The sequence below is a fragment of the Kosakonia sp. LAM2021 genome (assembly GCF_016620385.1).
Lineage (GTDB): Bacteria > Pseudomonadota > Gammaproteobacteria > Enterobacterales > Enterobacteriaceae > Kosakonia > Kosakonia sacchari.
Window position 1 is genome coordinate 94,189 of the sequence record NZ_JAENHT010000011.1, and the last position, 25,577, is coordinate 119,765.

Annotated in this window: 20 protein-coding genes; 9 read left to right on the top strand and 11 right to left on the bottom strand. The window is 53.4% G+C overall.

The window, feature by feature from the left end:
- Positions 1-122: 122 nt before the first annotated feature.
- The 3 genes from JKP81_RS20140 to pncB form a co-directional block, all read right to left on the bottom strand.
- Positions 123-1,265, bottom strand: a complete 1,143-nt coding sequence (locus JKP81_RS20140; RefSeq protein WP_200553117.1) for a porin — start codon at positions 1,263-1,265, stop codon at positions 123-125.
- 604 nt (positions 1,266-1,869) lie between these two features.
- Positions 1,870-3,270, bottom strand: a complete 1,401-nt coding sequence (asnS, locus tag JKP81_RS20145) for an asparagine--tRNA ligase (RefSeq protein WP_065368871.1) — start codon at positions 3,268-3,270, stop codon at positions 1,870-1,872.
- A 159-nt stretch (positions 3,271-3,429) separates the two neighbouring features.
- Positions 3,430-4,632 (bottom strand): nicotinate phosphoribosyltransferase, encoded by a 1,203-nt coding sequence (pncB, locus tag JKP81_RS20150; protein ID WP_200553118.1) that lies wholly within the window; start codon positions 4,630-4,632, stop codon positions 3,430-3,432.
- A gap of 263 nt (positions 4,633-4,895) precedes the next feature.
- Here pncB and pepN point away from each other — a divergent pair, with 263 nt between their 5' ends.
- Positions 4,896-7,508, top strand: a complete 2,613-nt coding sequence (gene pepN / locus JKP81_RS20155; RefSeq protein WP_200553119.1) for an aminopeptidase N — start codon at positions 4,896-4,898, stop codon at positions 7,506-7,508.
- A 201-nt stretch (positions 7,509-7,709) separates the two neighbouring features.
- On the opposite strand, the gene ssuB is transcribed toward pepN, so the two are convergent.
- The 5 genes from ssuB to ssuE are packed head-to-tail and all read right to left on the bottom strand — an operon-like array spanning position 7,710 to position 11,960.
- Positions 7,710-8,486, bottom strand: a complete 777-nt coding sequence (ssuB, locus tag JKP81_RS20160) for an aliphatic sulfonates ABC transporter ATP-binding protein (protein ID WP_200553120.1) — start codon at positions 8,484-8,486, stop codon at positions 7,710-7,712.
- Positions 8,483-9,271 carry an aliphatic sulfonate ABC transporter permease SsuC gene (gene ssuC, locus JKP81_RS20165; protein WP_234455733.1) on the bottom strand — a complete coding sequence of 263 codons (789 nt, stop codon included), beginning with the start codon at positions 9,269-9,271 and terminating at the stop codon, positions 8,483-8,485. The genes ssuB and ssuC overlap by 4 nt, the downstream gene beginning before the upstream one ends.
- A 7-nt stretch (positions 9,272-9,278) precedes the next feature.
- A complete protein-coding gene (gene ssuD / locus JKP81_RS20170) occupies positions 9,279-10,424 on the bottom strand; it encodes an FMNH2-dependent alkanesulfonate monooxygenase (RefSeq protein ID WP_200553121.1) in 1,146 nt (381 codons plus the stop codon).
- The gene (locus tag JKP81_RS20175; RefSeq protein WP_200553122.1) at positions 10,421-11,392 is read right to left on the bottom strand and encodes a sulfonate ABC transporter substrate-binding protein; all 972 of its coding nucleotides are present in this window, start codon (positions 11,390-11,392) and stop codon (positions 10,421-10,423) included. Before JKP81_RS20175 ends, ssuD begins: the two co-directional genes overlap by 4 nt.
- A complete protein-coding gene (gene ssuE, locus JKP81_RS20180; protein ID WP_200553123.1) occupies positions 11,385-11,960 on the bottom strand; it encodes an NADPH-dependent FMN reductase in 576 nt (191 codons plus the stop codon). The genes JKP81_RS20175 and ssuE overlap by 8 nt, the downstream gene beginning before the upstream one ends.
- Before the next feature lie 247 nt (positions 11,961-12,207).
- Here ssuE and pyrD point away from each other — a divergent pair, with 247 nt between their 5' ends.
- Together pyrD and zapC are read left to right on the top strand one after the other, a co-directional pair.
- A complete protein-coding gene (gene pyrD, locus JKP81_RS20185; protein WP_200553124.1) occupies positions 12,208-13,218 on the top strand; it encodes a quinone-dependent dihydroorotate dehydrogenase in 1,011 nt (336 codons plus the stop codon).
- A gap of 167 nt (positions 13,219-13,385) precedes the next feature.
- Positions 13,386-13,928 carry a cell division protein ZapC gene (zapC, locus tag JKP81_RS20190; protein ID WP_200553125.1) on the top strand — a complete coding sequence of 181 codons (543 nt, stop codon included), beginning with the start codon at positions 13,386-13,388 and terminating at the stop codon, positions 13,926-13,928.
- Here the strand turns inward: zapC and JKP81_RS20195 are convergent.
- Entirely contained in the window at positions 13,925-15,034 is a 1,110-nt protein-coding gene (locus JKP81_RS20195; RefSeq protein ID WP_200553126.1) for a YcbX family protein, read from the bottom strand. The two genes, zapC and JKP81_RS20195, sit on opposite strands and share 4 nt — an antisense overlap.
- A gap of 99 nt (positions 15,035-15,133) precedes the next feature.
- Here JKP81_RS20195 and rlmKL point away from each other — a divergent pair, with 99 nt between their 5' ends.
- From rlmKL to rmf, 6 genes are all read left to right on the top strand, one after another.
- Positions 15,134-17,242, top strand: a complete 2,109-nt coding sequence (rlmKL, locus tag JKP81_RS20200) for a bifunctional 23S rRNA (guanine(2069)-N(7))-methyltransferase RlmK/23S rRNA (guanine(2445)-N(2))-methyltransferase RlmL (RefSeq protein ID WP_200553127.1) — start codon at positions 15,134-15,136, stop codon at positions 17,240-17,242.
- Between the two features lie 12 nt (positions 17,243-17,254).
- Entirely contained in the window at positions 17,255-19,162 is a 1,908-nt protein-coding gene (locus JKP81_RS20205; protein WP_200553128.1) for an ABC transporter ATP-binding protein, read from the top strand.
- Positions 19,163-19,173: 11 nt separating this feature from the next.
- The gene (pqiA, locus tag JKP81_RS20210) at positions 19,174-20,442 is read left to right on the top strand and encodes a membrane integrity-associated transporter subunit PqiA (protein WP_200553129.1); all 1,269 of its coding nucleotides are present in this window, start codon (positions 19,174-19,176) and stop codon (positions 20,440-20,442) included.
- Positions 20,432-22,072 carry an intermembrane transport protein PqiB gene (gene pqiB, locus JKP81_RS20215; RefSeq protein ID WP_200553130.1) on the top strand — a complete coding sequence of 547 codons (1,641 nt, stop codon included), beginning with the start codon at positions 20,432-20,434 and terminating at the stop codon, positions 22,070-22,072. The genes pqiA and pqiB overlap by 11 nt, the downstream gene beginning before the upstream one ends.
- The gene (pqiC, locus tag JKP81_RS20220; protein ID WP_200553131.1) at positions 22,069-22,641 is read left to right on the top strand and encodes a membrane integrity-associated transporter subunit PqiC; all 573 of its coding nucleotides are present in this window, start codon (positions 22,069-22,071) and stop codon (positions 22,639-22,641) included. The genes pqiB and pqiC overlap by 4 nt, the downstream gene beginning before the upstream one ends.
- 253 nt (positions 22,642-22,894) lie before the next feature.
- The gene (gene rmf, locus JKP81_RS20225) at positions 22,895-23,062 is read left to right on the top strand and encodes a ribosome modulation factor (RefSeq protein WP_017456222.1); all 168 of its coding nucleotides are present in this window, start codon (positions 22,895-22,897) and stop codon (positions 23,060-23,062) included.
- A gap of 70 nt (positions 23,063-23,132) precedes the next feature.
- On the opposite strand, the gene fabA is transcribed toward rmf, so the two are convergent.
- Positions 23,133-23,651: a bifunctional 3-hydroxydecanoyl-ACP dehydratase/trans-2-decenoyl-ACP isomerase gene (fabA, locus tag JKP81_RS20230; protein ID WP_017456223.1), complete on the bottom strand. Its 519-nt coding sequence runs from the start codon at positions 23,649-23,651 to the stop codon at positions 23,133-23,135.
- A 69-nt stretch (positions 23,652-23,720) separates the two neighbouring features.
- Positions 23,721-25,481, bottom strand: a complete 1,761-nt coding sequence (locus JKP81_RS20235) for a Lon protease family protein (protein ID WP_200553132.1) — start codon at positions 25,479-25,481, stop codon at positions 23,721-23,723.
- Between the last annotated feature and the right edge of the window lie 96 nt (positions 25,482-25,577).

Consider the following 25,577-nt stretch of genomic DNA (forward strand, 5'->3'; position numbering starts at 1 on the left):
GCCAACCGTTTGCTATAAAAAGCGCGATGCTTTTCAAAACTCATCGTGATTTACCTTGCAGGCATAAAAAAACAGGGCCAAGGGCCCTGTTTGATATGCATATAACAGTCGAGGGTGACTGATTAGAACTGGTAGGTCAGACCAACAGCTGCCTGGTCATCAGTACCGATGCCGTAGGTTTTAGCGCTGTAATCGTTGCTATCCAGCAGGTTGAAGCGGTAATCAAAGAACACGTTCATGTTCTTGTTGAAGTAATAAGTCACGCCAGCCTGGATATATTTGGCCAGATCTGCAGTGCTTTCCGCACCGTTCAAGTTTTTACCTTTGCTCTGGACATAAGAAATTGCCGGACGCAGACCGAAATCGAATTGGTATTGGGCAACAACTTCAAAGTTCTGGGTTTTGTTAGCCGCTTCCCAGTAATCAGCTGCAGTCTGTCCTGCCGGAGTAGCATTGTCAATTGCAGTCTGACCAGCAGCGCTATTAACAATGGTCATGTTACGCGTTTCAGCATAAACAGTGGCGAGGTAAATGTTGTTTGCATCATATTTTGCACCAACAGCCCATGCTTCAGCACGGTCACCGTTGCCATCTGCTTCCTGTGCGGTGGTACGTTTGGAGTTGCTATATGCTCCAGAAACGCCGAAACCACCACCAAAATCATAAGCTACTGAGTAACCGACACCATCACCGTTCTGCGCATTCAGGCTGTGGCTGGATTCGTTTTTGCCTTGATATTGTACAGCGAAAGCCAAGCCATCAACCAGACCGAAGAAATCAGAGTTACGGTAGGTCAGAACACCACCAGCACGGCTGGTCAGGTAGTTATCAGTGTAAGCGCCGCCCCAGGTTTCGCCGGAGAAGTACGGTGCCATATCAGTATAGGACTCAACGTCATATACAACACCATAGTTACGGCCGTAATCCAGAGAACCAGCGTTGGCAACTTTCAGACCTGCAAATGCCAGACGGGTATTGCCTGCGCCTTGCTCGCCTTCAGCTTTGCTTGCATTGGTACGATATTCCCACTGACCATAACCAGTCAGATCGCTATTGATCTGAGTTTCGCCTTTAAAACCGATCTGGCCGTAAGTTGCATCGCTGTTAGAGCTGCCTTCGCCAGTGGTCGTCCAAACATGACGGCCTACAGCTTTACCATACAGGTCTACTTTGTTGCCGTCTTTGTTGTAGATTTCTGCAGCGTTAGCTGCACCGGCTGCCAGCAGAGCAGGGATAACCACTGCCAGAATATTGCGCTTCATCATTATTTATTACCCTCATTGGTTTTTTTTGAACACCTGCCACTGCCGCCAATAAATTCCGTCAAAAAAAATTTACGGAACTATCGATGAGAGTTTGGTGTCTTTCTGTGTCTGAAAGGCATCTTTCCAAACATAACAACGTTTCGCTACTCTCAAAGTGCTACAAATGTCTTAAAGAAGTAACAAAAAGAAATATTGTGTAAGATTTTATGTATTTTCGGGAACTTTGTGAACCATCTCAAAGTTCAGCGCTAGCCGCTGATTTAATGAACAATGGCATTACTATTTATATGAATTACTTATATTTAATTGAGCTAAAGGCTTTTCTTATCCGCTAAACGCTCGTGTCGTGTTTTTTCTTATAACGGCATTTAGCCATCCGGATAGCTGTGCGTATTTTAACCAAAAGTGCTAATTAACAGGCTGACATATCCCGCAATAAACACTTTGGGCGATTTTGTGCCGAATGATCTCAGATATAAAATTTGTGCAAAGAAGGGTAAAAAAACGCGGAGAGGATCGTTGATTACGCTGATGAGCTGTTAAGAAAAGTTGACGGGTGTCACATAAATGAAAAAGGCCAGCGATAACGCTGGCCTTTAGAACATCAGAATGTGGCGGAGCGCGGAGTACGCGGGAACGGGATCACATCACGCACGTTCTGTACGCCGGTCACATAAGCAATCAGGCGTTCAAAACCGAGACCGAAGCCGGAGTGCGGTACGGTGCCGTAACGGCGCAGATCGCGATACCACCAGTAATCTTCTTTATTCAGCCCCATTTCTGCCATGCGGGCATCCAGGACATCAAGACGCTCTTCACGCTGCGAACCGCCAATGATTTCACCGATACCCGGCGCAAGCACATCCATCGCCGCCACGGTTTTACCATCTTCGTTTAGACGCATATAGAACGCTTTAATATCTTTCGGGTAGTTTTTCACCACCACCGGTGCTTTGAAGTGTTTCTCGGCCAGGTAACGTTCATGTTCAGAAGCCAGGTCAACGCCCCAGTAAACCGGATTCTCGAACTTCTCACCGCATTTTTCGAGAATGGCGACCGCATCGGTGTAATCAACCTGGGCGAAATCTGCCGCGATGAAACGCTCCAGACGGCCAATCGCGTCTTTGTCCACGCGCTCTTCAAAGAACTTCAGGTCATCCAGACGCTCTTCGAGCACCGCTTTAAAGGCGTATTTCAGCATCGCTTCAGCCAGACGGGCATTATCGTCGAGATTGGCGAAAGCGATTTCCGGTTCCAGCATCCAGAACTCAGCCAGGTGGCGGCTGGTGTTGGAGTTCTCCGCGCGGAAAGTCGGGCCGAAGGTATAAACCTTGGACAGGGCGCAGGCATAGGTTTCCGCATTCAACTGACCGGAAACAGTCAGGAACGCTTCTTTGCCAAAGAAATCTTTATCAAAATCGACTTTGCCTTCCGCAGTACGCGGCAGGTTTTCCATATCCAGCGTGGAGACGCGGAACATTTCGCCTGCGCCTTCGGTATCTGACGCGGTGATTAGCGGCGAGGAGACCCAGAAGAACCCTTGTTCGTCAAAGAAGCGATGCAACGCCTGCGCCAGCGTATGGCGAACGCGCGCAACTGCGCCAATCAGGTTGGTGCGCGGGCGCAGGTGGGCGACTTCGCGCAGATACTCAATACTGTGGCGTTTTGCCGCCATCGGGTAGGTATCCGGATCTTCAACCCAGCCGGTGACTTCGACAGATGTGGCCTGAATTTCCAGACTCTGGCCTTCGCCCGGTGACGCCACGACTTTGCCAGTCACAATTACCGAGCAACCGGTAGTCAGGCGTAAAACGTCCTGATTGTAATTGGGCAGAGAATTATTAATAACGGCCTGTACAGGATTAAAGCAGGAGCCGTCATAAACGGCGAGGAAGGAGATACCAGCTTTAGAATCTCGGCGGGTGCGTACCCATCCGCGTACGGTGACTTCACTGTCAACGGCAACACGGCTATGGAATACGTCGGCTACAGGCACAACGCTCATAATATTCTCTCTGTTAATAGTCGGAAAAAATAAACACTTGTCCGCCCGATCAGGGGGGATATCTATGTTACCTGGCGTACGCCATCAGACAAGCAGAATTCGCAGGAACAATTAATAAATTATCGGCAAAAAAGAAGGGAGCCTTCAGGCTCCCGGTGATTAACTGGCTTTTTTGACCTGCGGCAGGTCAAACGCTTCGCGTAAGGCGCGGACAAACGCTTTGTCATGGCAGATAGTTTTCCCGGGGCTGTCGGATAATTTCGCCACCGGTTTTCCATTGCACTCAACGAGCTTGATAACAATATTCAGCGGTTTCACTCCGGGAATATCACACGTCAGGCGCGTCCCGATACCAAAGCCCAGCTTGACACGATCGGCAAAATGGCAATAGAGATCCAGCGCTTTGTTCAGATCGAGATTATCCGAGAATATCAGCGTCTTCGACAGGGGATCGATGCCGAGTTTCTCATAGTGGGCAATCGCTTTTTCGCCCCATTCCACCGGATCGCCAGAATCATGGCGCAGGCCCTGGTAACGGGTTGCGAATTCCGGGCCGAAATCACGCAAAAACGCATCCATTGTGATGCAGTCTGTTAACGCAATCCCCAGTTGGTTTGGGTACTCTTCAAGCCAGGCCGCGAGCGCCGCGCGCTGGCTGGTGGCCAAATCGGGGCTGATCTGCTGGTGAGCCTGGAACCACTCATGCGCCTGGGTGCCCATGGGGGTCAGCGACAGGCGGCGAGCCAGATCATAATTGCTGGTGCCGATAAACCAGGTCTCTTGTTGCAACCGTTCGACGATCGCTTGTTGCACATCGCGGGAGAAACGGCGGCGTGTACCGAAATCCATCAGACGGAAACCGGACATATCTACCTGCGCGGTGCGCGCAGCGAAATCCGCCAGTTTCTCTTCCAGATGCAGCAGAGCCTGCTGAGCGCCAGTCTGCGGCGAACGGCAGCGGTGAACCACTTCACTGATTACTGCCAGCAGCGGTACTTCCCACATGATCACTTCGCGCCACGGGCCGGAAAGGCTGATATGCAGCTTGCCGTTGTCGTTAGTAATCGTGACCTGGCGCGGGTCGTAATGAAAATGACGTAGCCAGTCAAGGTAGTCAGTCTGGAAGAAGGGGAGGCCGGACAGCCACAGATACTCGTCATCTTGCAGACGCAACGACTGCATGGCGTCGACCTGTTCGCGGACGGCATCGGCATAGATACCGAGCAGGTCATCGCCGCGACAGCGGAATTCAGCCGTGACATGCACGTCATAATAGTGGTGGAACACCGCTTGCTGCATGTGCAGCTTATAAGCGTCGGTATCCAGCAGCGTTTGCAGACCAGAGAAAGCGAGTTGAGTCATGGTGCGCAGTAGCATCCTCTTACAGGAGCGTTTAGTACAATAAACAAAGCAGAATGTCGCTGGAGTATACCTTGTTTACCTGGTTATTGAACCCTGATCACACCATAAGGTGTTGAATGGGTCGATGGCATTTCGTGCCGACTGTTATAAAAATGTAGCAGACAGAGCTTTTCCCTCTGAAAAGATGAAGATTCTGCGTGGCGCGTTTGCGGCAACCGGAATAGACTGGAGTCGTAACCAACAGAAGATGCTAAAGGTTTTTTATGACACAACAGCCACAAGCCAAATACCGCCACGACTACCGTGCGCCGGATTACCTGATTAGCGATATTGACTTGACCTTTGACCTTGACGCCGCCAAAACCGTCGTCACTGCGCTGAGCAAAGTGTCACGCCATAGCGCCTCTGCCGTGCCGCTGCGCCTGGATGGCGGCGAGCTGACCCTGATTTCCATTCACGTAAATGATGAGCCCTGGACCAACTATAAAGAAGAAGGCTCCCAACTGGTGATCGATGGCTTGCCAGAGCGTTTTACCTTGCGCATTGTGAATGAGATAAGCCCGGCCGCGAACACCGCACTCGAAGGGCTGTACCAGTCCGGCGAAGCGCTGTGCACACAGTGTGAAGCGGAAGGCTTCCGCCATATTACCTGGTATCTTGACCGCCCGGACGTGCTGGCACGTTTTACCACCAAGCTGATTGCTGATAAAACCCGCTATCCGTTCTTGCTCTCTAATGGCAACCGAGTTGATCAGGGCGAGCTGGCCAATGGTCGTCACTGGGTACAGTGGCAGGATCCGTTCCCGAAACCCTGCTATCTATTTGCGCTGGTCGCCGGGGATTTCGACGTCCTGCGCGACACGTTCACTACCCGTTCCGGGCGTGAAGTGGCACTGGAGTTGTATGTCGATCGCGGCAACCTCGATCGTGCGCCGTGGGCGATGACCTCGCTGAAAAACTCCATGAAATGGGACGAACAGCGTTTCGGTCTTGAGTACGATCTCGACATCTATATGATTGTCGCTGTCGACTTCTTTAATATGGGCGCCATGGAAAACAAAGGGTTGAACATCTTCAACTCGAAATACGTGCTTGCCCGCACCGATACCGCTACCGATAAAGACTACCTCGATATCGAGCGCGTAATTGGTCATGAATACTTCCATAACTGGACCGGTAACCGCGTAACCTGCCGCGACTGGTTCCAGCTCAGCCTGAAAGAAGGGCTGACGGTGTTCCGCGATCAGGAGTTCAGCTCTGATCTGGGTTCCCGTGCGGTAAACCGCATTAATAACGTGCGCACCATGCGCGGTATGCAGTTCGCTGAAGACGCCAGCCCGATGGCGCACCCGATCCGCCCGGATAAAGTCATTGAAATGAATAACTTCTACACCCTGACGGTGTATGAAAAGGGCGCGGAAGTCATTCGCATGATGCATACGCTGCTTGGCGAAGAGAATTTCCAGAAAGGGATGCAGCTCTATTTTGAGCGTCATGACGGTAGCGCGGCGACTTGCGACGATTTCGTGCAGGCCATGGAAGACGCGTCAAACATCGATCTGTCGCATTTCCGCCGCTGGTACAGCCAGGCCGGTACGCCGGTGGTGACTGTGCACGATGATTACAACCCGAACACCGAACAATACACGCTGACCATCAGCCAGCGCACGCCGCCGACCGCCGAACAGCAAGACAAACTGCCGCTGCACATTCCGTTCGATATCGAACTGTATGATAACGAAGGTAAAGTGATCCCGTTGCAGAAAGACGGGCACCCGGTGCATAACGTCCTCAACGTCACTCAGGCGGAACAGACCTTTATTTTTGATAACGTCTATTTCCAGCCGGTGCCGTCACTGCTGCGTGAATTCTCCGCGCCGGTGAAACTGGAATATAAGTGGAGCGATCAGCAACTCACCTTCCTGATGCGCCACGCCAGTAATGATTTCTCCCGCTGGGACGCGGCGCAAAGCCTGCTGGCAACGCACATTAAACTGAACGTTGCGCGCCATCAGCAGGGCCAGGCGCTGTCGCTGCCATTGCACGTCGCGGATGCTTTCCGCGCGATCCTGCTGGACGAAACGATTGATCCGGCGCTTGCCGCAGAGATCCTGACGCTGCCGTCGGCAAATGAGATCGCCGAGCTGTTTGAAACCATCGATCCTGTAGCTATCGCGGCGGTACGTGAAGCGCTGACGCGCACACTTGCCACCGAACTTGCTGATGAGTGTCTGGCGGTTTACAACGCGCACAAACTCGATAGCTACCGCGTTGAACATGCGGATATCGGCAAACGTTCTTTGCGTAACACGTGCTTGCGTTACCTGGCGTTTGGCGATGCGCAACTGGCAGACAAACTGGTGAGCCAGCAGTATCACGACGCAGATAACATGACCGATGCGCTGGCGGCGCTCTCGGCGGCGGTTGCCGCACAGCTGCCGTGCCGTGATGCGCTGATGCAGGAGTACGATGACAAGTGGCATCACGACGGCCTGGTGATGGATAAATGGTTTATCCTGCAGGCCACCAGCCCGGCGGAAGATGTGCTGCAAACGGTGCGCAGCTTGCTGAAACACCGCTCGTTCACCCTCAGCAACCCGAACCGCATCCGCTCGCTGATTGGCGCTTTCGCCGGCAGCAACCCGGCCGCGTTCCATGCGCTGGATGGTAGCGGCTATCAGTTCCTGGCTGAAATGCTAACCGAGCTGAACAGCCGCAACCCGCAAGTGGCATCGCGTCTGATTGAGCCGCTGATCCGCCTGAAACGCTATGACGCTAAACGTCAGGCGATGATGCGTGCGGCGCTGGAGCAGTTAAAAGCACTGCCGAACCTTTCCGGCGATCTGTACGAGAAAGTCAGCAAAGCGCTGGCGTAATAACACTGCCGCCTTCACCGAAGGCGGCATTGATTTCCCCGTAAAGGGCGCGCCGAAACGGTTATAAAGAAGCGTCTGCCAGTCCGTGATTTAACCTTCAAACCGATCCAAGCCAAAACCGGTTAATGCTCACGCTGGCATAGCGATGTTCAGGAACTAATCAGCCTTAAGGGCGCGAAGTGTGCCGGTTAATACTGAACATTAAGCATGACGAGTTTTAGCTAACGGGACGGTTTCCGACTCGCCGCGTTTCATCACCCGGTTCAATACTTCCGCTTCCAGTTCTGCCAGCCTCACTGAACCCAGGCGGCGGGGACGCGGCAGATCGATCGCTAAGTCCAGCCCAATTTTTCCCTCTTCTATTAACAGTACGCGATCCGCCATCGCTACCGCTTCACTGACATCATGCGTCACCAGCACCACCGTGAAACCGTGTGTCTGCCATAGTTCCATAATGAGTGCCTGCATCTCCAGGCGGGTTAACGCATCCAGCGCACCTAATGGTTCGTCGAGCAGCAACAACCCCGGTTGATGTACCAGCGCTCGCGCCAGCGCGACCCGCTGTTTCTGCCCGCCGGACAGCGCCGCTGGCCACTCGCTGGCTCGCTGTTCCAGCCCGACCGCACGTAACGCATCCTGCGCGGCTTCCCGCCAGCGGCCTTTCAACCCTAAACCGACATTATCGATCACTGATTTCCACGGCAGCAGGCGGGCATCCTGAAACATCATTCGCGTGTCGTTTTGAATGTTCGCCAGCGGTGTATTGCCCGCTAACAGCTCCCCGGCATTCGCGGTTTCCAGCCCGGCCAGCAGGCGCAGCAACGTGCTTTTGCCTCCGCCGCTGCGGCCTACCACGGCGACAAACTGCCCGGCGGCAATATGCAGATCCAGTCCGCCAAGGACAGTGTTATTGCCGTAACGCTTATTCACGCCGTTTAATAACAGCGGGATCCCCTGAGTGAGTCGCGCAGTATTCATGCTGTTGCTTCCTTCACGTGATAAGCGGGATGCCAGCGCAGCCATAGGCGCTCCAGCAATTGCGCACTGACATCGGCCAGTTTGCCGAGCAGGGCATAGAGAATGATGGCGACCACCACAACATCGGTTTGCAGGAATTCGCGCGCATTCATTGCCAGGTAGCCAATTCCGGCGTTGGCGGAAATCGTCTCGGCAACAATCAGCGTTAGCCACATAAGACCGAGTGCAAAACGCACCCCGACCATAATCGACGGCAGCGCGCCGGGCAGGATCACATGAGCAAAGAGCGCAAAACCAGACAAACCGTAGCTGCGCGCCATCTCCAGTAATCCCCGGTCGATATTACGAATGCCGTGCCAGGTATTGATGTAAATGGGGAACAACGTGCCAAGCGCTACAAGGAAAATTTTCGCGCTCTCATCGATCCCAAACCACAAGATAACCAGTGGGATCAGCGCCAGATGCGGCACATTGCGCAGCATCTGGATGGAGGTATCCAGCAGACGTTCTCCCCAGCGCGATAACCCGCTAATCAACCCCAGTGTCAGACCGATAGTGCCGCCAATTGAGAAACCAATCACCGCGCGCCAGGAGCTGATCGCCAGGTGTTGCCACAATTCACCGCTCACGCTTAATGTCCAGAACGCTTCCAGCACACCTTCCGGTGAGGGCAGGATGCGCGTGGAGAGCAAGCCGGTGGAGGAGGCTATTTGCCACACCACCACAATCCCCGCCGGCAGCAGCCAGGGGGTAATGTGCAGGAGCCATTTCTTTTCTGCCGACATAATTGCCTCAGCTTTGCGCCACTTTTCGGGGAATAAACTCGTTCGCCACCGTTTCGCCCTGCAGTTGCAATGGCTGTGGCTGCGGAATTTGCGGTACAGCAACATCAAGATGCGGGAAGAGCAGTTCGCCGACGCGATATGCCTCTTCCAGGTGCGGATAACCGGAAAGAATAAAGCTATCGATACCAAGCTCAGCATATTCATTGATTCTTGCCGCGACGGTCGGGCCATCGCCCACCAGCGCGGTTCCCGCGCCGCCGCGCACCAGCCCAACGCCAGCCCACAAGTTGGGGCTGATCTCCAGTTGATCGCGCTTGCCGCCATGAAGCGCCGCCATCCGCTGTTGACCTACGGAATCCTGGCGCGAGAAAGCGGCCTGCGCTTTCGCAATAGTGGCGTCATCCAGATGGGCGATCAGGTTATCTGCTGCCTGCCAGGCTTCGGCATTCGTTTCCCGGACAATCACATGCAGACGAATACCGAAGCGCACTTTTCGCCCGTGGGCTGCGGCTTTGGCGCGCACCTGTTCAATTTTTTCTTTTACCTGAGCTGGCGGCTCGCCCCACGTCAGATAGAGGTCAACCTGCTCAGCGGCCAGATCTTGCGCCACATCGGACGATCCGCCGAAATAGAGTGGCGGTCGCGGCTGCTGCACCGGCGGGAAAAAGAGTTTCGCGCCGCGCACATGAATATGTTTGCCCTCGAAGTCTACGGTGTCGCCTTCCAGCAGACGACGCCAGACATGAGTAAACTCCGCAGAGGCTTCATAACGCTGCGTATGATCGAGAAACACGCCGTCTCCGGCCAGTTCTTGCGGATCGCTGCCGGTCACCAGATTAAACAGCGCACGTCCATTTGAGAGCCTGTCCAGCGTGGCCGCCTGGCGCGCAGCGACGGTCGGCGACGTGACGCTGGGGCGCAGGGCGACAAGAAACTTCAACCGCTGCGTCACCGGGATTAGTGAGGCGGCGACCAGCCACGCATCTTCACAGGAGCGTCCGGTGGGGATCAGCACCCCGCTGAACCCTAAACGATCCGCCGCCTGAGCAATTTGTTGTAAATAAGCATGATCTACCGGGCGCGAGCCGTGATCCGTGCCTAAATAGTGGCCATCGCCGTGGGTGGGTAAAAACCAGAACAGATTTAAGCTCATGACTTGGCTCCTTGTTTGACCGGTTGCCAGATACGGGTGCGAATATCGACTTTTTTCGGCAGCAAACGGTTCTCATAAAAGAGATCGGCCGTTTGCTGTTGCAGTGCGGCGGTGGTGTCATCGACCGGCGAGATTTTGGTCGGTGGGCGGTGATCGAAATAGGTGGCAATCACCGGCTGGGGCAGTCCCAGTGTTTTGGCAAACAGCGCGATGCTTTCGTCACGCTGGCTAATGGTTAACGCATCGGCTTCGCTAAAGGTATTCAGCACGCCCTGAATAAATGCACCGTTTTTTTCCGCATAAGGACGCGACGCTAAATAGAAGGAGCCGGTCTGTTTCAGTGTGGTGCCATCTTTTAAAACACGCACGCCACCCTGCAGCAGGGCCGCCGAGTAGTAAGGATCCCAGATGGCCCACGCATCAACGTTACCTTGCTGGAACGCGGCGCGTGCATCCGCAGGTGTCAGAAACACCGGCTGAATATCGCTGAATTTCAACCCGGCTTGTTGCAGTGCGCGCAGCAGTAAATTGTGCGAACTGGAACCTTTCTGGAAAGCGACTTTATGCCCTTTCAGGTCGGCAACTGTTTTAATCGGGCTGTTTTGGGCAACAAGGATCACTTCGGCTTTCGGTTTTGGCGGTTCAACGCCGACATACAGAAGATCCGCGCCAGCGGCTTGCGCGAAAATCGGCGGAATGTCGCCCGTGCTGCCGAGATCGATGCTGCCAATATTCAGTGCTTCCAGCATCTGCGGGCCTGCCGGGAATTCCGTCCAGGTGATTTTGGTGTTCGGGTAGCGTTTTTCCAGCAGGTCATAGCTCTTTGCCAGCACCATACTGACACTGCCTTTCTGGTAACCAATACGTAAACTCTCCGGTGCCGGTTCGGCGGCCTGTGTCCAGGCGGAAAGCGTCAGTAAACCGCTTAACGCTAACCATTGCGCGCGGTTTTTAAACAGATTAAACATGCGCGACTCCTTGCGGCAGGTGGAAATCCGGCGCCTGAATATCCCGGCGGTGCAGCGCTTGCCAGAAAGTTTCCAGCGCTTTATCCAGACGGGTTTGCAGGTTGGGCGTCAGACTGGGCTTGTGCTGATAATCCAGCACCTGGCTATCGTCGGCGAAGACGCCATGCAGGATCTCTTGTGCTTTCAGTGCGCTGAGTACTGGTTTCAGGGCGTAATCCACCGCCAGCATATGTGCCACGGTGCCGCCAGTGACCAGCGGCAACACCACTTTGCCTTCCAGCGCCCGCTCGGGCAGCAGATCGAGCAGCGTTTTCAGGGCCCCGGAGTAAGCCGCTTTATAAATCGGTGTTGCGACAATCAACCCATCTGCCTCGTTAAGTTGCTCAATAAAGGTTTGCAACGCGGGACTATCGAAGCGGGCAAAAATGAGATCCTCCGGCGCGAAATTTTGCAAATGCCAGTGACACACTTCGATATCCTGCGCATTCAGGCGCTCGCGGGCATACTCCAGCAACGCGCTGGAGCGGGAGGGAAAGCGCGGGCTTCCGGCCAGGGTGACAACTCTCATAATCGCTCCTTATAACCAATTGTTTGCTTTTAGATAACATTCATAACAATTGGAGGCAGTGTGGCAGAGTCGATTTATTCCACTAAATGATTTATTCGATGAAAATATGCTGAAATTTGCATAAAGGAGAGGGGTAAGAGAAAACGATTGCGTCGAATCGCCTTTTTTTGCCGCAGGTCAATTCCCTTTCGCCGGGTAATCACTGATAATACGCCCCCGGTTTGCAACCGGGAATCCAGGAGAGTTCATGTACTACCCCTTCGTTCGTAAAGCCCTTTTCCAGCTCGATCCAGAGCGCGCTCATGAATTAACGTTCCAGCAATTACGCCGTATTACCGGCACGCCTTTCGAAGCCCTCGTGCGCCAGCGTGTCCCGGAGAAACCGGTCAAATGCATGGGTCTGACCTTTAAAAACCCGTTGGGGTTAGCGGCCGGGCTGGATAAAAATGGCGAGTGCATTGATGCGCTGGGCGCGATGGGGTTTGGCGCCATCGAAATCGGTACCGTGACGCCACGCCCGCAGCCGGGTAATGACAAGCCGAGGATCTTCCGTCTGGTGGATGCAGAAGGACTGATCAACCGCATGGGTTTTAATAATCTTGGCGTGGATAACCTGGTTGAGAACGTGAAAAAATCGCGCTTCGACGGTGTGCTGGGCATTAATATTGGCAAGAATAAAGACACGCCAGTCGAGCAGGGTAAAGATGACTACCTGATTTGTATGGAAAAAATCTATGCCTATGCCGGTTATATCGCCATCAATATTTCTTCGCCGAATACGCCCGGTTTACGCACACTACAATATGGCGAAGCGCTGGACGATCTGCTTACCGCAATTAAGAATAAGCAAAACGATCTGCAAAATCTGCATCATAAATATGTCCCGGTAGCCGTAAAGATCGCACCAGATCTTTCTGAAGAAGAATTGATCCAGGTGGCCGATAGTTTAGTTCGCCACAATATTGATGGTGTTATTGCCACTAATACTACGCTTGAAAGATCGCTGGTTCAGGGAATGAAACATTGTGACGAAACGGGTGGGTTAAGTGGTCGTCCGTTGCAATTAAAAAGCACGGAAATTATTCGGCGGTTGTCGCAAGAATTAAACGGGCGCTTGCCGATTATTGGCGTCGGCGGCATCGACTCGGTGATAGCGGCTCGGGAGAAAATCGCCGCCGGTGCATCACTGGTGCAAATTTATTCGGGCTTTATTTTTAAAGGTCCACCGCTGATTAAAGAAATCGTTACCCATATCTAATCTTTTATCTCTTCCTGCGCAACCAGGGCTTTATTTCCCGCCCTGGTTGTTTTATATTCCACCACTGTTGCTAATTTAAACATTTTAGTCTTTTATTATTTAGGTAATAAACGAGGCGGCAAAAGGATGAAAAAGTTACAGGATGTTTAGGGGAAGGGGAGAGGAAAATGCGAATTAAACCTGACGATAATTGGCGCTGGTATTTTGATGATGAGCATGATCGCATGATGCTCGATTTAGCCAATGGCATGTTATTTCGCTCTCGTTTTGCCCGTAAGATGCTGACGCCAGACGCTTTCTCACCGTCTGGTTTTTGCGTTGATGATGCTGCGCTTTATTTCTCCTTTGATGAAAAATGCCGCGATTTGCCGTTATCTAATGAGCAACGCGCCGAACTGGTGCTTAACGCGCTGGTAGCGATTCGCTTCCTCAAGCCGCAAATGCCGAAAAGCTGGCACTTTATGACGCATGATTCTCTGTGGACGCCTGTGACGGGTGAAGGCGCTTGCGTCTGGCTGAGCGATACGCAGGAGTGTGTGAATCTGCTGGTGGTTGAACCGGGTGAGAATGCTGCGCTGTGTCTGCTGGCGCAACCCGGCGTGGTGATTGCCGGGCGCACCATGCAACTGGGCGACGCGATTAAAATTATGAACGATCGCCTCAAGCCGCAGCTGCATTCCAATGCAATTCAGCTCGAACAGGCGGTTTAAGCCTCCAGTCGCAGCGATGTTTTCGGCACACAGCTACAGCAGAGAATTGAACCATCCGGCGCAACCGCTGATTTCTTCAGCGCACTGACTTCACCTTCCACTACGCGAATACGGCAGCAACCGCAAATCCCCGCGCGGCACGAGTAGGGCACGCGAATCCCCTGGTTTTCCAGTTGTTCCAGCAACACTTGTTGGTTATTGCCGCGAAATGTTTGACCTTGCCAGTTGATTTCCACCGTGCCTGCGGGTTGTGCGTCCTGTTCAACAGACTCTTCGACTTCGCCAGCGCCGTATGTTTTCGCGGGCCTCGTTGCCAGCACGACTACCTCATCGCCGACGCGGATCACACCGCTGTTACGGGCAATCAGGTTTTGACCAAAATCGATGGCGCCATTGTCCTGCGCAGTGCGAAAACGCTGTAAGGTCGCGAGAGGTTCACCGGAAGGGTGTTTTTGCCCGCGCTCCGGGCTGACAGTAGTGAATACGCAGCGGCTGCACGGTTTCACGACGTCAAAAACCACCTCGCCAATACGCACCACTTTCCAGCTATCCTCTTCCCACGGCTGCGCGCCTGTTACCACCAGGTTGGGGCGAAACTGCTCCATTTTCACGCTGGCCGGGCAACGGTTTTGTACATCACGCAGCGAGGCTTCGTTAGCCAGCAGATAAGGAAAACCATCGGCGAAAGATAACGGTACGTCGTCGTGGTGTTTAACGCGGCGGGTTAATTCAGGTCCAACCCAGCGCAACTGCACCTCGCGCGCAAAAAAGCTGCTCAGCCAGCGGTTAATCTCTTCGGGCGCGATAAGTGCAGTAAAGTGGTTACCCCACACTTCCGTGGGCGCGGCGTCGGGCGCAAAATCGGCAAAGCGAATCACCGCGCTGCTGCCATCCGGTGCGGTCAGGTGCAATCCATCTGTTAACGGCGAGGGCGTAAAGCGCACCATCTGCGGATACTGTCGTGCGGTAATAAAAGTGCCATCGGGCTGCGTGACCATAAAAACACGGTCGAAAGCGAGGCCGCTGATATCGGCAAGCGCATGCGTCAGGCCGATACCGCGCATGGATTTTACCGGATGAATAAAAAGACGTGAAAGCGTTGGCACGTCTTCCCCCTGTCTGATGAAAATTAGCCCTCAACTTTATGACATGAACGCCAGATTAGCTATAATGCGCAACAATTTTCGTTGAATGTAAGTGACATTATGATTTCTCTGTTTGCCAGTACGGCCCGCGGGCTGGAAGAGCTGTTAAAAACTGAACTGGAAAAACTCGGCGCGGTTGAGTGCCGGGTGGTTCAGGGTGGTGTCCATTTTGAAGGGGACACGCGGCTCCTGTACCAGAGCCTGATGTGGAGTCGTCTGGCTTCGCGCATTATGCTGCCGCTCGGGGAGTGCAAGGTTTACAGCGATCTTGATCTCTACCTCGGCGTGCAGGCGATCAACTGGACAGAGATGTTTAATCCGGGCGCAACCTTCGCCGTCCACTTTAGCGGCCTGAACGATGAAATCCGTAACAGCCAGTACGGTGCGCTGAAAGTCAAAGATGCCATCGTCGATAGCTTTACCCGCAAAAACCTACCGCGTCCGAATGTGGAACGTGAGATGCCGGATCTGCGTATTAACGTCTGGCTGAACCAGGATACGGCGAATATCTCCCTTGATCTGAGCGGCGAAGGTTTGCACCTGCGCGGCTACCGCGATCGCACCGGGATGGCACCGATCAAAGAGAACCTGGCCGCCGCGATCGTGATGCGTTCTGGCTGGCAACCTGGCACTCCACTGCTCGATCCGATGTGCGGTTCCGGGACGCTGCTGATTGAAGCGGCGATGGCCGCGACCGATCGCGCGCCGGGTCTGCACCGTGGCCACTGGGGTTTTGGTGGCTGGGCACAGCACGATGAAGCGCTATGGCAAGAGGTGAAAGCCGAAGCGCAAACGCGTGCGCGCGAGGGGCTGGCGAATTACGCCTCTCATTTTTATGGTTCAGACAGCGACGCGCGCGTTATCGATATTGCCCGTAAAAACGCCCGTCGTGCCGGGATTGGCGAGCTGGTGACGTTTGAGGTGAAAGATGTTGCCGGGCTGAGCAACCCGCTGCCAAAAGGCCCGTACGGTTCGGTGATCAGTAACCCGCCGTATGGTGAGCGCCTGGAGAGTGAACCAGCGCTGATCGCGCTGCACAGCTTGCTGGGCCGTCTGCTGAAAGCGCAATTTGGCGGCTGGAATCTGTCGCTGTTTAGCGCCTCGGTTGATTTGCTGAACTGTCTGCAACTGCGCGCTGAGCGCCAGTTTAAAGCGAAAAACGGCCCGCTGGACTGCGTGCAGAAAAATTACCATCTGGCGGAAAATACCGGCGAAGCGAAAGCGCCGGCAATGGCGGAAGATTACGCGAATCGCCTGCGCAAAAACGTTAAAAAGCTGGAGAAATGGGCGCGTCAGGAAGGTATCGAATGCTATCGCCTGTATGATGCCGATCTGCCGGATTACAACGTCGCGGTCGATCGCTATGCCGATTGGGTGGTGGTGCAGGAGTATGCCGCACCGAAAACGATTGATGCGCAAAAAGCGCGTCAGCGCCTGTTTGATATCATCGCGGCCACCATTCATGTGCTGGATATTGCGCCAAACAAGCTGGTGCTGAAAACCCGTGAACGGCAGAAGGGCAACAACCAGTATCAGAAAATGAATGAAAAGGGTGATTTCATGGAAGTGAGCGAATATAACGCTCGCCTGTGGGTCAACCTGACCGATTATCTTGATACTGGTTTGTTCCTCGATCACCGTATCGCGCGCCGTATGCTCGGCCAAATGAGCAAAGGCAAAGATTTCCTGAATCTTTTCTCTTATACCGGCAGCGCCAGTGTGCATGCGGGTCTGGGCGGTGCGCGCTCGACGACAACGGTTGATATGTCACGCACCTATCTGGAGTGGGCCGAGCGCAACCTGCGCCTTAATGGTCTGAGTGGTCGAGCGCATCGCCTGATCCAGGCCGACTGCCTGGCGTGGCTGCGCGATACTGATGAGCAGTTCGATCTGATCTTTATCGATCCGCCGACCTTCTCCAACTCCAAACGTATGGAAGAGTCTTTCGATGTGCAGCGCGACCATATGGTGCTGATGGAAGATCTCAAACGCCTGTTGCGTAAGGGCGGCACAATTATGTTTTCCAATAACAAACGCGGTTTCCGTATGGATCTCGACGGGCTGGCGAAACTGGGTCTTAAAGCACAAGAAATCACCCAAAAAACGCAGTCGCAGGATTTTGCCCGCAACCGTCAGATCCACAACTGCTGGCTGATTACCGCAGCCTGAAAGGATAAATAAATGTCATTAATCAGTATGCATGGTGCGTGGCTGTCGTTCAGCGATGCGCCGCTTCTCGATAATGCTGAACTGCATATCGAAGAAAACGAACGCGTGTGCCTTGTCGGGCGTAACGGGGCGGGAAAATCAACGCTGATGAAGATCCTCAACCGGGAAGTTAACCTGGACGATGGTCGCATCGTGTATGAGCAAGATTTGGTAGTGGCGCGTCTGCAACAGGATCCGCCACGTAATGTTACCGGCAGCGTCTACGATTTTGTCGCTGAAGGGATCGAAGAGCAGGCCGAGTATCTCAAGCGCTACCATGAGGTTTCTCACCTGGTGATGAGCGATCCGAGCGATAAAAACCTCGCTGAATTAGCACGTGTGCAGGAGATGCTGGATCACCACGGTTTGTGGCAACTGGAAAACCGCATCAACGAAGTGCTGGCGCAGCTTGGGCTGACGGCGGATATGTCGCTCTCTGCCCTTTCCGGCGGCTGGTTGCGTAAGGCGGCGTTAGGGCGTGCGCTGGTGAGCGGCCCGCGCGTGCTGCTGCTCGACGAACCGACCAACCACCTGGACATTGAAACTATCGACTGGCTGGAAGGGTTCCTGAAATCTTTCGGCGGCACCATTATCTTTATCTCTCACGATCGTTCGTTTATTCGCAATATGGCGACGCGTATTGTCGACCTCGATCGCGGCAAGCTGGTCTCCTATCCGGGCAATTACGATCAGTATCTGCTGGAGAAAGAAGAAGCCCTGCGCGTGGAAGAGCTGCAAAACGCGGAGTTTGATCGCAAGCTGGCGCAGGAAGAGGTGTGGATCCGCCAGGGGATCAAGGCACGTCGTACTCGTAACGAAGGCCGCGTTCGTGCGTTAAAAGCCATGCGCCGCGAGCGCAGTGAACGCCGTGAAGTGATGGGCAGCGCGAAGATGCAGGTGGAAGAAGCTTCCCGCTCCGGCAAGATTGTTTTCGAGATGGAAGACGTCAATTACGGCATCGATGGTAAAGTGCTGGTGCGCGATTTCTCTACACAGGTGCAGCGCGGCGACAAAATTGCGCTGATCGGCCCGAACGGCTGCGGTAAGACTACGCTGCTGAAACTGATGCTGGATCAACTCAAAGCCGATAGCGGGCGTGTCCATGTCGGCACCAAACTGGAAGTCGCTTATTTCGATCAGCATCGCGCCGAGCTGGATCCGGATAAAACGGTAATGGACAACCTTGCTGAAGGTAAGCAAGAAGTGCTGGTGAACGGCAAGCCGCGCCACATTCTGGGTTACTTGCAGGACTTCCTGTTCCATCCGAAACGGGCGATGACGCCGGTACGTGCGCTCTCTGGCGGGGAACGCAACCGACTGTTGCTGGCGCGCTTGTTCCTGAAACCCAGCAACTTGTTAATTCTCGATGAACCAACCAACGATCTGGATGTTGAAACGCTGGAGCTGCTGGAAGAACTTATCGACGCCTATCAGGGGACGGTTCTGCTGGTGAGCCACGATCGTCAGTTCGTTGATAATACCGTGACCGAATGCTGGATCTTCGAAGGCGACGGCCAGATTGGTCAGTATGTTGGCGGCTATCACGATGCCCGTGGTCAGCAGGCTGCGTCGCAGATGCAAAAGCAGGACGCCGCGAAAAAAAGCGTGGAAGCGTCGGTAGCCAAAGCAGAAACTGTCAAACGCAACAGTAACAAACTAAGCTATAACCTGCAGCGTGAACTGGAACAATTACCGCAAAAGCTGGAACAACTGGAAGCGCAACTTGGGGATTTGCAAGCGCAGGTCGCCGATGCCAGTTTCTTTAGCCAACCGCACGACCATACGCAGAAAGTCTTAGCCGATATGGCTTCGGCGGAGCAAGCGCTTGAGGAAGCGTTTGAACGCTGGGAGTATCTGGAGGCTCTGAAAAACGGCGCATAAAGGGAACCTGTATGTGTGAACACCACCACGCCACTCGCCACATTCTCTGTTCGCAATGTGACATGCTGGTGGCGTTACCGCCTCTGCAACATGGACATAAAGCGGCTTGCCCGCGTTGTGGGACAACGCTTACGACCGAGTGGGACGCGCCGCGGCAGCGTCCCACTGCTTATGCTATCGTCGCGCTGTTTATGTTATTGCTCTCCAATCTTTTTCCCTTCGTAAACATGAAAGTGGCAGGTGTGGCCAGTGAGGTGAAGCTGCTGGAAATTCCTGGCGTTATGTTCTCGGAAGATTACGCCAGTCTTGGCACTTTCTTTCTATTGTTTGTGCAGTTTGTGCCGGCGTTTTGCCTGGTGACGATCCTGCTGTTGGTTAACCGCGTGCCGATGGATTTCCGCCTGAAAATTGGTCTTGCCCGTGTGTTATTCCAGCTTAAAAGTTGGGGAATGGCAGAGATCTTTCTCGCCGGGGTATTAGTGAGTTTCGTCAAACTCATGGCTTATGGCGATATTGGCATCGGCAGCAGTTTCATTCCCTGGTGCTTGTTCTGTCTGCTGCAACTGCGGGCATTTCAGTGCGTAGACCGTCACTGGCTGTGGGACGACATTGCGCCAGCGCCGGCTGTTGCGCAACCGCTACATGTCGGTGTATCGGGTATCTGCCAGGGGCTGCGATCCTGCCCTTGCTGTACGGCAATAGTGGCGATTGACCAGCCGGTTTGCCCACGCTGCCATACTCACGGCCATGCGCGTCGGCGCAACAGTATTCAGTGGACGCTGGCGCTGCTGATGACCGCTATCATGCTCTATCTGCCCGCCAATATTTTGCCGATCATGGTGACCGATCTGTTGGGCGACCGTATGCCGTCGACTATTCTGGCCGGGGTGATTTTGCTGTGGAGCGAGGGTTCGTATCCAGTCGCGTTAGTGATTTTTATCGCCAGTATTATGGTGCCGACGCTGAAAATGATTGGCATCGCCTGGCTGTGTATTGATGCGAAAGGGCACGGAAAGCGCGATTGTGAACGCATGCATTTTATTTATGAAATAGTGGAATTCGTTGGGCGCTGGTCAATGATAGACGTGTTTGTTATTGCCGTACTGTCTGCGCTGGTGCGGATGGGGGGGCTGATGAATATTTATCCTGCGATGGGTGCGGTGATGTTTGCGCTGGTCGTTATTATCACGATGTTTGCGGCAATGACTTTCGATCCGCGTCTGAGCTGGGATCGCGAGCCACAAACGCACCATGAGGAGTCGTTAAAGCATGGAGAATAAGAGTGGGGAAGCCAGGGTGCAAAAGGTAAGAAACTGGTCACCGGTGTGGATTTTCCCGATTGTGACGGCGCTGATTGGGGCCTGGATCCTTTTCTATCATTACAGCCATCAGGGCCCGGAAGTCACTTTAATCACCAATAACGCCGAAGGAATTGTCGGCGGTAAAACGACGATTAAAAGCCGCAGCGTGGACGTTGGCGTGGTGGAAAGCACGACGCTGACCGATGATCTTACCCACGTTGAGATCAAAGTGCGGCTCAATTCCGGCATGGAAAAGCTACTGCACAATGACTCGGTATTCTGGGTGGTGAAACCGCAGGTGGGCCGCGAAGGTATTAGCGGGCTTGGCACGCTGCTTTCTGGTGCCTATATCGAACTTCAGCCTGGTGTGAAAGGCAATGCGCCAGAGCGCTATAACTTGCTCGATTCACCACCGCTGGCGCCACCGGATGCGAAAGGTATCCGGGTGATCCTTGACAGTAATAAAGCGGGGCAATTAACGGCAGGCGATCCGGTGTTGTTCCGTGGTTATCGCGTGGGTTCGGTGGAAACCAGCACCTTCGATACGCAAAAACGGACCATGAGCTATCAGCTGTTTATTAACGCGCCGAACGATCGGCTGGTGACCAGCAATGTACGTTTCTGGAAAGACAGCGGTATTGCCGTCGATCTCACCTCCGCCGGGATGCGCGTTGAGATGGGGTCGCTGACGACATTGTTCGGCGGTGGTGTCAGCTTCGATGTGCCGGAAGGCCTGGATTTGGGGCAGCCGGTAGCGGAAAACAGCGCTTTTAAGTTATATGACGATCAGCGCAGTATTCAGGATTCGCTATACACCGAACATGTTGATTATCTGATGTTCTTTAAAGATTCGATCCGTGGCTTGCAACCCGGCGCGCCAGTTGAATTCCGCGGCATCCGTCTTGGTACGGTGAGCAAGGTGCCGTTCTTTACGGAAGGTATGCGCCAGGCGCTGAATGATGATTACCGTATTCCGGTTCTGATCCGTATTGAGCCTGAACGTCTGGCGAACCAATTGGGTGAAGATCCGGATATGAGCGCACATCTGAATGAGCTACTGAAGCGTGGTCTGCGAGGCTCGTTGAAGACTGGCAATATCGTTACTGGCGCGTTGTATGTTGATCTCGACTTTTACAATAATGCGCCGCCGATCAGCGGTATGCATGAGTTCGCTGGCTATCCCATCATCCCGACAGTGAGTGGGGGACTGGCGCAGATCCAGCAACGGTTGATGGATACGCTGGATAAAATCAACAACTTACCATTGAACCCGATGATCCAGCAGGCGACGAATACGCTGTCTGAAAGCCAGCAAACGCTCAAACGTCTGCAAACGACGCTGGATAACCTCAATAAATTGACCGCCAGCCAGTCGGTGCAGCAACTGCCCGCAGATATGCAAGGCACGCTACGCGAGCTTAACCGCAGTATGCAGGGCTTCCAGCCTGGCTCTGCTGCCTATAACAAAATGGTGGCGGATATGCAGCGTCTCGATCAGGTATTGCGTGAACTGCAACCCGTGCTGAAAACGCTTAACGATAAGAGCAACGCGCTGGTATTTGAAGCGAAAGGGAAACCCGATCCGCAGCCGAAGAGGGCAAAAGAATGAGAAAGAGCGCATTAGCGATGCTGGCGCTGTTGCTGACAGCTTGCAGTAGTAGCGGTGATAACAAGAGCTACTATCAGCTGCCTTCGCCGTCGCAAGTAAAGGCGCAGGCGATGGCCGGTCAAAACCAGGGAAATCGTCAGCTATGGGTTGAGCAGGTTTCGGTACCTGATTTTCTCGCGGGGAATGGCGTGGTGTACCAAACCAGCGATGTGCAGTACGTCATTGCAACGAACAATTTGTGGGCCAGCCCGCTCGATCAGCAACTGCGCAACACGCTGGTATCCAATCTGAGCAATCAACTGCCTGGCTGGGTGATCGCATCGCAGCCGTTAGGGAGTGAACAAGATACGCTAAACGTAACCGTGACCGGTTTTCATGGTCGCTATGATGGGCGAGTGATTGTAAGCGGCGAATGGTTGCTCAAACATCAGGGACAACTGGTTAAGCGTCCCTTCCATATTGAGCTGAAACAGCAGCAGGATGGCTATGATGAAATGGTGAAAATGCTGGCTCAGGGCTGGCAGCAAGAAGCGGTCAGTATTGCGAATGCGCTAAATCGTCTGCCATAAGTAAATCTTAAGTTTATGAAAACCGCCACAGATAAAATCTATGGCGGTTTTTTTATGTTTCAGTACAAACCATTAGTTGTGCTGGCTCACATTTTTTGTACAAATGAACTTTTGTGTAGCTCACATTTATGACACTGGCGTGAATTTTGCGCATTGACGACGAAGTCTATTCAAGGTATTTGTGACCTGTGGTTGCGCATTAAGTGACCACTGTTTTCTTTTCCACCAGATCAAATAATGAGGGAAACGAGGCATGAAGAGACAAAAACGCGATCGCCTGGAACGGGCACATCAACGTGGTTATCAGGCTGGTATTACCGGGCGTCCGAAGGAAATGTGTCCCTACCAAACCCTGAATCAAAGGTCCGAGTGGCTGGGAGGCTGGCGGGAGGCCATGGAGGACAGGGCAGTCATTGCCTGATTCTGTCTCTTTAAAAAAGAAACCTCCGCAATGCGGAGGTTTCGCCTTTACCGGGGTAAGTAACCCGGTATCAGAAATTAGACGTATCCTGGAACAGACCTACTTTCAGATCCGCGGCGGTATAGATAACGCGGCCATCAACCAGCACTTCGCCATCTGCCAGACCCATGATCAAACGACGGTTTACAACGCGCTTAAAGTGAATACGGTAAGTCACGGTTTTCGCCGTTGGCAGCACCTGGCCGGTGAATTTCACTTCGCCTACGCCCAGCGCGCGGCCTTTGCCTTCGCCGCCGAGCCAGCCCAGATAGAAACCAACCAGTTGCCACATTGCATCGAGGCCGAGGCATCCTGGCATCACCGGGTCGCCAATGAAATGGCAGCCAAAGAACCACAGATCCGGGTTGATATCCAGCTCAGCTTCAACATAGCCTTTATCGAAGTTACCGCCGGTTTCAGTCATTTTGACCACACGGTCCATCATCAGCATGTTCGGTGCCGGCAATTGCGGGCCTTTTGCGCCAAACAATTCGCCACGACCAGAGGCAAGAAGATCTTCTTTTGTATAGGATTCGCGTTTATCTACCATGTTCTCAGTAAGCCTTATTTGTAGTTTCGGACGCAGGATAGCTAACACGTGTACGCTGAACAAGTCCGATCAGTTTCGGATAAACCAGTTCAACCAGCGAAGCGGCCACGGGAAGCGGTGGCGCGCATCCTGTTGTGTTGCCTGCGCAATACGTTCCTGGATGAGTTGCTTAAGGTTGTTTTGCCCTTCGGCATCCCACGGCAAGCCCGTTAATAAGGGTAGTGCATCCATCATGTCATCTACTGCCCAGATGAAAAATTGCTGCGCCTTGATAGCATCCAGAAGTTCCTGCTGCAGGCAAAGATGGCGTACATTTGCCGAGGGAATAATCACCCCTTGTTTGCCAGTGAGCTGGCGCTGCTGACAAATAGCGAAGAAGCCTTCGATTTTTTCATTCAGCCCACCGACCGGCTGGGAGCGACCAAATTGATCGACTGAGCCGGTGATCGCAATGCTCTGATTAAGCGGAACTTCAGACAGCGCGCTGATTAATGCGCACAGTTCAGCCATCGATGCGCTGTCTCCGTCAACTTCGCTATATGATTGTTCAAAAGTCAGTGAGGCGGAGAAGGGGATCTGCTGTTCCAGTTCCAGTTCCGCCATCAGGAACGCCTGCATGATCATCATGCCTTTGGCGTGGATATTACCGCCCAGCTCAGCTTTGCGTTCAATATCGTTAAATTCACCATCGCCAACATGTACCACACAACTGATTCGCGAGGGTTCACCAAAAGCTCGTGGATGTCCCGGAAACTCGATAACGGACAGCGCATTGATCTGGCCGATGCGTTCTCCTTCGGTTTCGATCAGGATTTGCTCAAGCAGGATCTCATCCTGCATGCGTTCCGCCAGGAAGCCTTCACGCCACTCTCGCTGAGCAAGCATTGTCTGGAACTCTTCCCCGCTGAAGGTTTCATCGGTGGACATCGCTGCTACTTCTCGCAGTTGCCGTGACAGCCACATTGGGCAGAGTGGTAATGTTTCCTGATCGCCTGAGTAGCGGACGGCTTCACGAATGAGTTTTGGCCATGCATCAGCTGCAGGGGCTGGCAAGTGCGCATCGCGTGCGGTTTGCTCGACCCACTGACGCCATATGGACATTGTTTCGACATCGGCAATTTGCAGCGTTTCTTCGTATTCGCTGTAAATTGCCTGCGATGCGAGTTCCGGCTCCATTTCCTGGAAATCAGCCAGTGATTCACGTTCACCCACCAGGATGACTTTGAGATCCATTGGCATGGACGGCACTATGACGGGCAGGGGGCGCGATTCATCAAAGGAAACCCAGTCAAAACGGCGCTGCGTTACCATGGTTTTCAGACGCATCCACAAAAGCGGTTGTGCGAGAAGAGTACGTAGGGAAATTATCAACACCCCACCGTTTGCCTGATGGACGAGGCCGGGTTGTAACGTGATTTCCTGATTAAACTGGCGAAGGCAGCCGAAAAGTTGTTCTGCCTCTACCCAGTCTGCGATCGCGGTGGGTTTGTTGCCGATAAAATTTGCCTGAGCATCAGCCGAAGGTTCAAAGTGAATCGCGGAACCATTGACATGATATTGGCCGCCAGAAAATGGGCGGGCTTCAGGGATGAGCATTTCGATGGCGCTGGCGATAAGCGCAAGATATTCGGCTTCTTCTGGCGCTTTAGCCAGCAAAAAGCGTGATGTCGCCTGCGGATAGAGCAATTGCTCCAGCGCGTACTGTAATCGGGGTTGCGTATCGGCCAGGGAGAAGTCCGTTTCGCGGGCTAATTCGGACGATTCAAATACTTCCTGATAGCTGGTGGTATCAGGAACCAGGTCGTTCCATTCAAGTTTTGTAATGGTCAAAGTCGTTTTTTTAGTCTGATGTCAAAGGCGCGATTATACCGTAAACGCTCGTACAGCACACATTGATTACACGCTTTCGCGACGCGAACGCTATTG

What these genes read in the sequence shown, in the direction of transcription:
- JKP81_RS20140 (WP_200553117.1), bottom strand. Translation starts at nt 1,265, where the DNA reads ATGATGAAGCGCAATATTCTGGCAGTGGTTATCCCTGCTCTGCTGGCA.
- asnS (WP_065368871.1), bottom strand. Translation starts at nt 3,270, where the DNA reads ATGAGCGTTGTGCCTGTAGCCGACGTATTCCATAGCCGTGTTGCCGTT.
- pncB (WP_200553118.1), bottom strand. Translation starts at nt 4,632, where the DNA reads ATGACTCAACTCGCTTTCTCTGGTCTGCAAACGCTGCTGGATACCGAC.
- pepN (WP_200553119.1), top strand. Translation starts at nt 4,896, where the DNA reads ATGACACAACAGCCACAAGCCAAATACCGCCACGACTACCGTGCGCCG.
- ssuB (WP_200553120.1), bottom strand. Translation starts at nt 8,486, where the DNA reads ATGAATACTGCGCGACTCACTCAGGGGATCCCGCTGTTATTAAACGGC.
- ssuC (WP_234455733.1), bottom strand. Translation starts at nt 9,271, where the DNA reads ATGTCGGCAGAAAAGAAATGGCTCCTGCACATTACCCCCTGGCTGCTG.
- ssuD (WP_200553121.1), bottom strand. Translation starts at nt 10,424, where the DNA reads ATGAGCTTAAATCTGTTCTGGTTTTTACCCACCCACGGCGATGGCCAC.
- JKP81_RS20175 (WP_200553122.1), bottom strand. Translation starts at nt 11,392, where the DNA reads ATGTTTAATCTGTTTAAAAACCGCGCGCAATGGTTAGCGTTAAGCGGT.
- ssuE (WP_200553123.1), bottom strand. Translation starts at nt 11,960, where the DNA reads ATGAGAGTTGTCACCCTGGCCGGAAGCCCGCGCTTTCCCTCCCGCTCC.
- pyrD (WP_200553124.1), top strand. Translation starts at nt 12,208, where the DNA reads ATGTACTACCCCTTCGTTCGTAAAGCCCTTTTCCAGCTCGATCCAGAG.
- zapC (WP_200553125.1), top strand. Translation starts at nt 13,386, where the DNA reads ATGCGAATTAAACCTGACGATAATTGGCGCTGGTATTTTGATGATGAG.
- rlmKL (WP_200553127.1), top strand. Translation starts at nt 15,134, where the DNA reads ATGATTTCTCTGTTTGCCAGTACGGCCCGCGGGCTGGAAGAGCTGTTA.
- JKP81_RS20205 (WP_200553128.1), top strand. Translation starts at nt 17,255, where the DNA reads ATGTCATTAATCAGTATGCATGGTGCGTGGCTGTCGTTCAGCGATGCG.
- pqiA (WP_200553129.1), top strand. Translation starts at nt 19,174, where the DNA reads ATGTGTGAACACCACCACGCCACTCGCCACATTCTCTGTTCGCAATGT.
- pqiB (WP_200553130.1), top strand. Translation starts at nt 20,432, where the DNA reads ATGGAGAATAAGAGTGGGGAAGCCAGGGTGCAAAAGGTAAGAAACTGG.
- pqiC (WP_200553131.1), top strand. Translation starts at nt 22,069, where the DNA reads ATGAGAAAGAGCGCATTAGCGATGCTGGCGCTGTTGCTGACAGCTTGC.
- rmf (WP_017456222.1), top strand. Translation starts at nt 22,895, where the DNA reads ATGAAGAGACAAAAACGCGATCGCCTGGAACGGGCACATCAACGTGGT.
- fabA (WP_017456223.1), bottom strand. Translation starts at nt 23,651, where the DNA reads ATGGTAGATAAACGCGAATCCTATACAAAAGAAGATCTTCTTGCCTCT.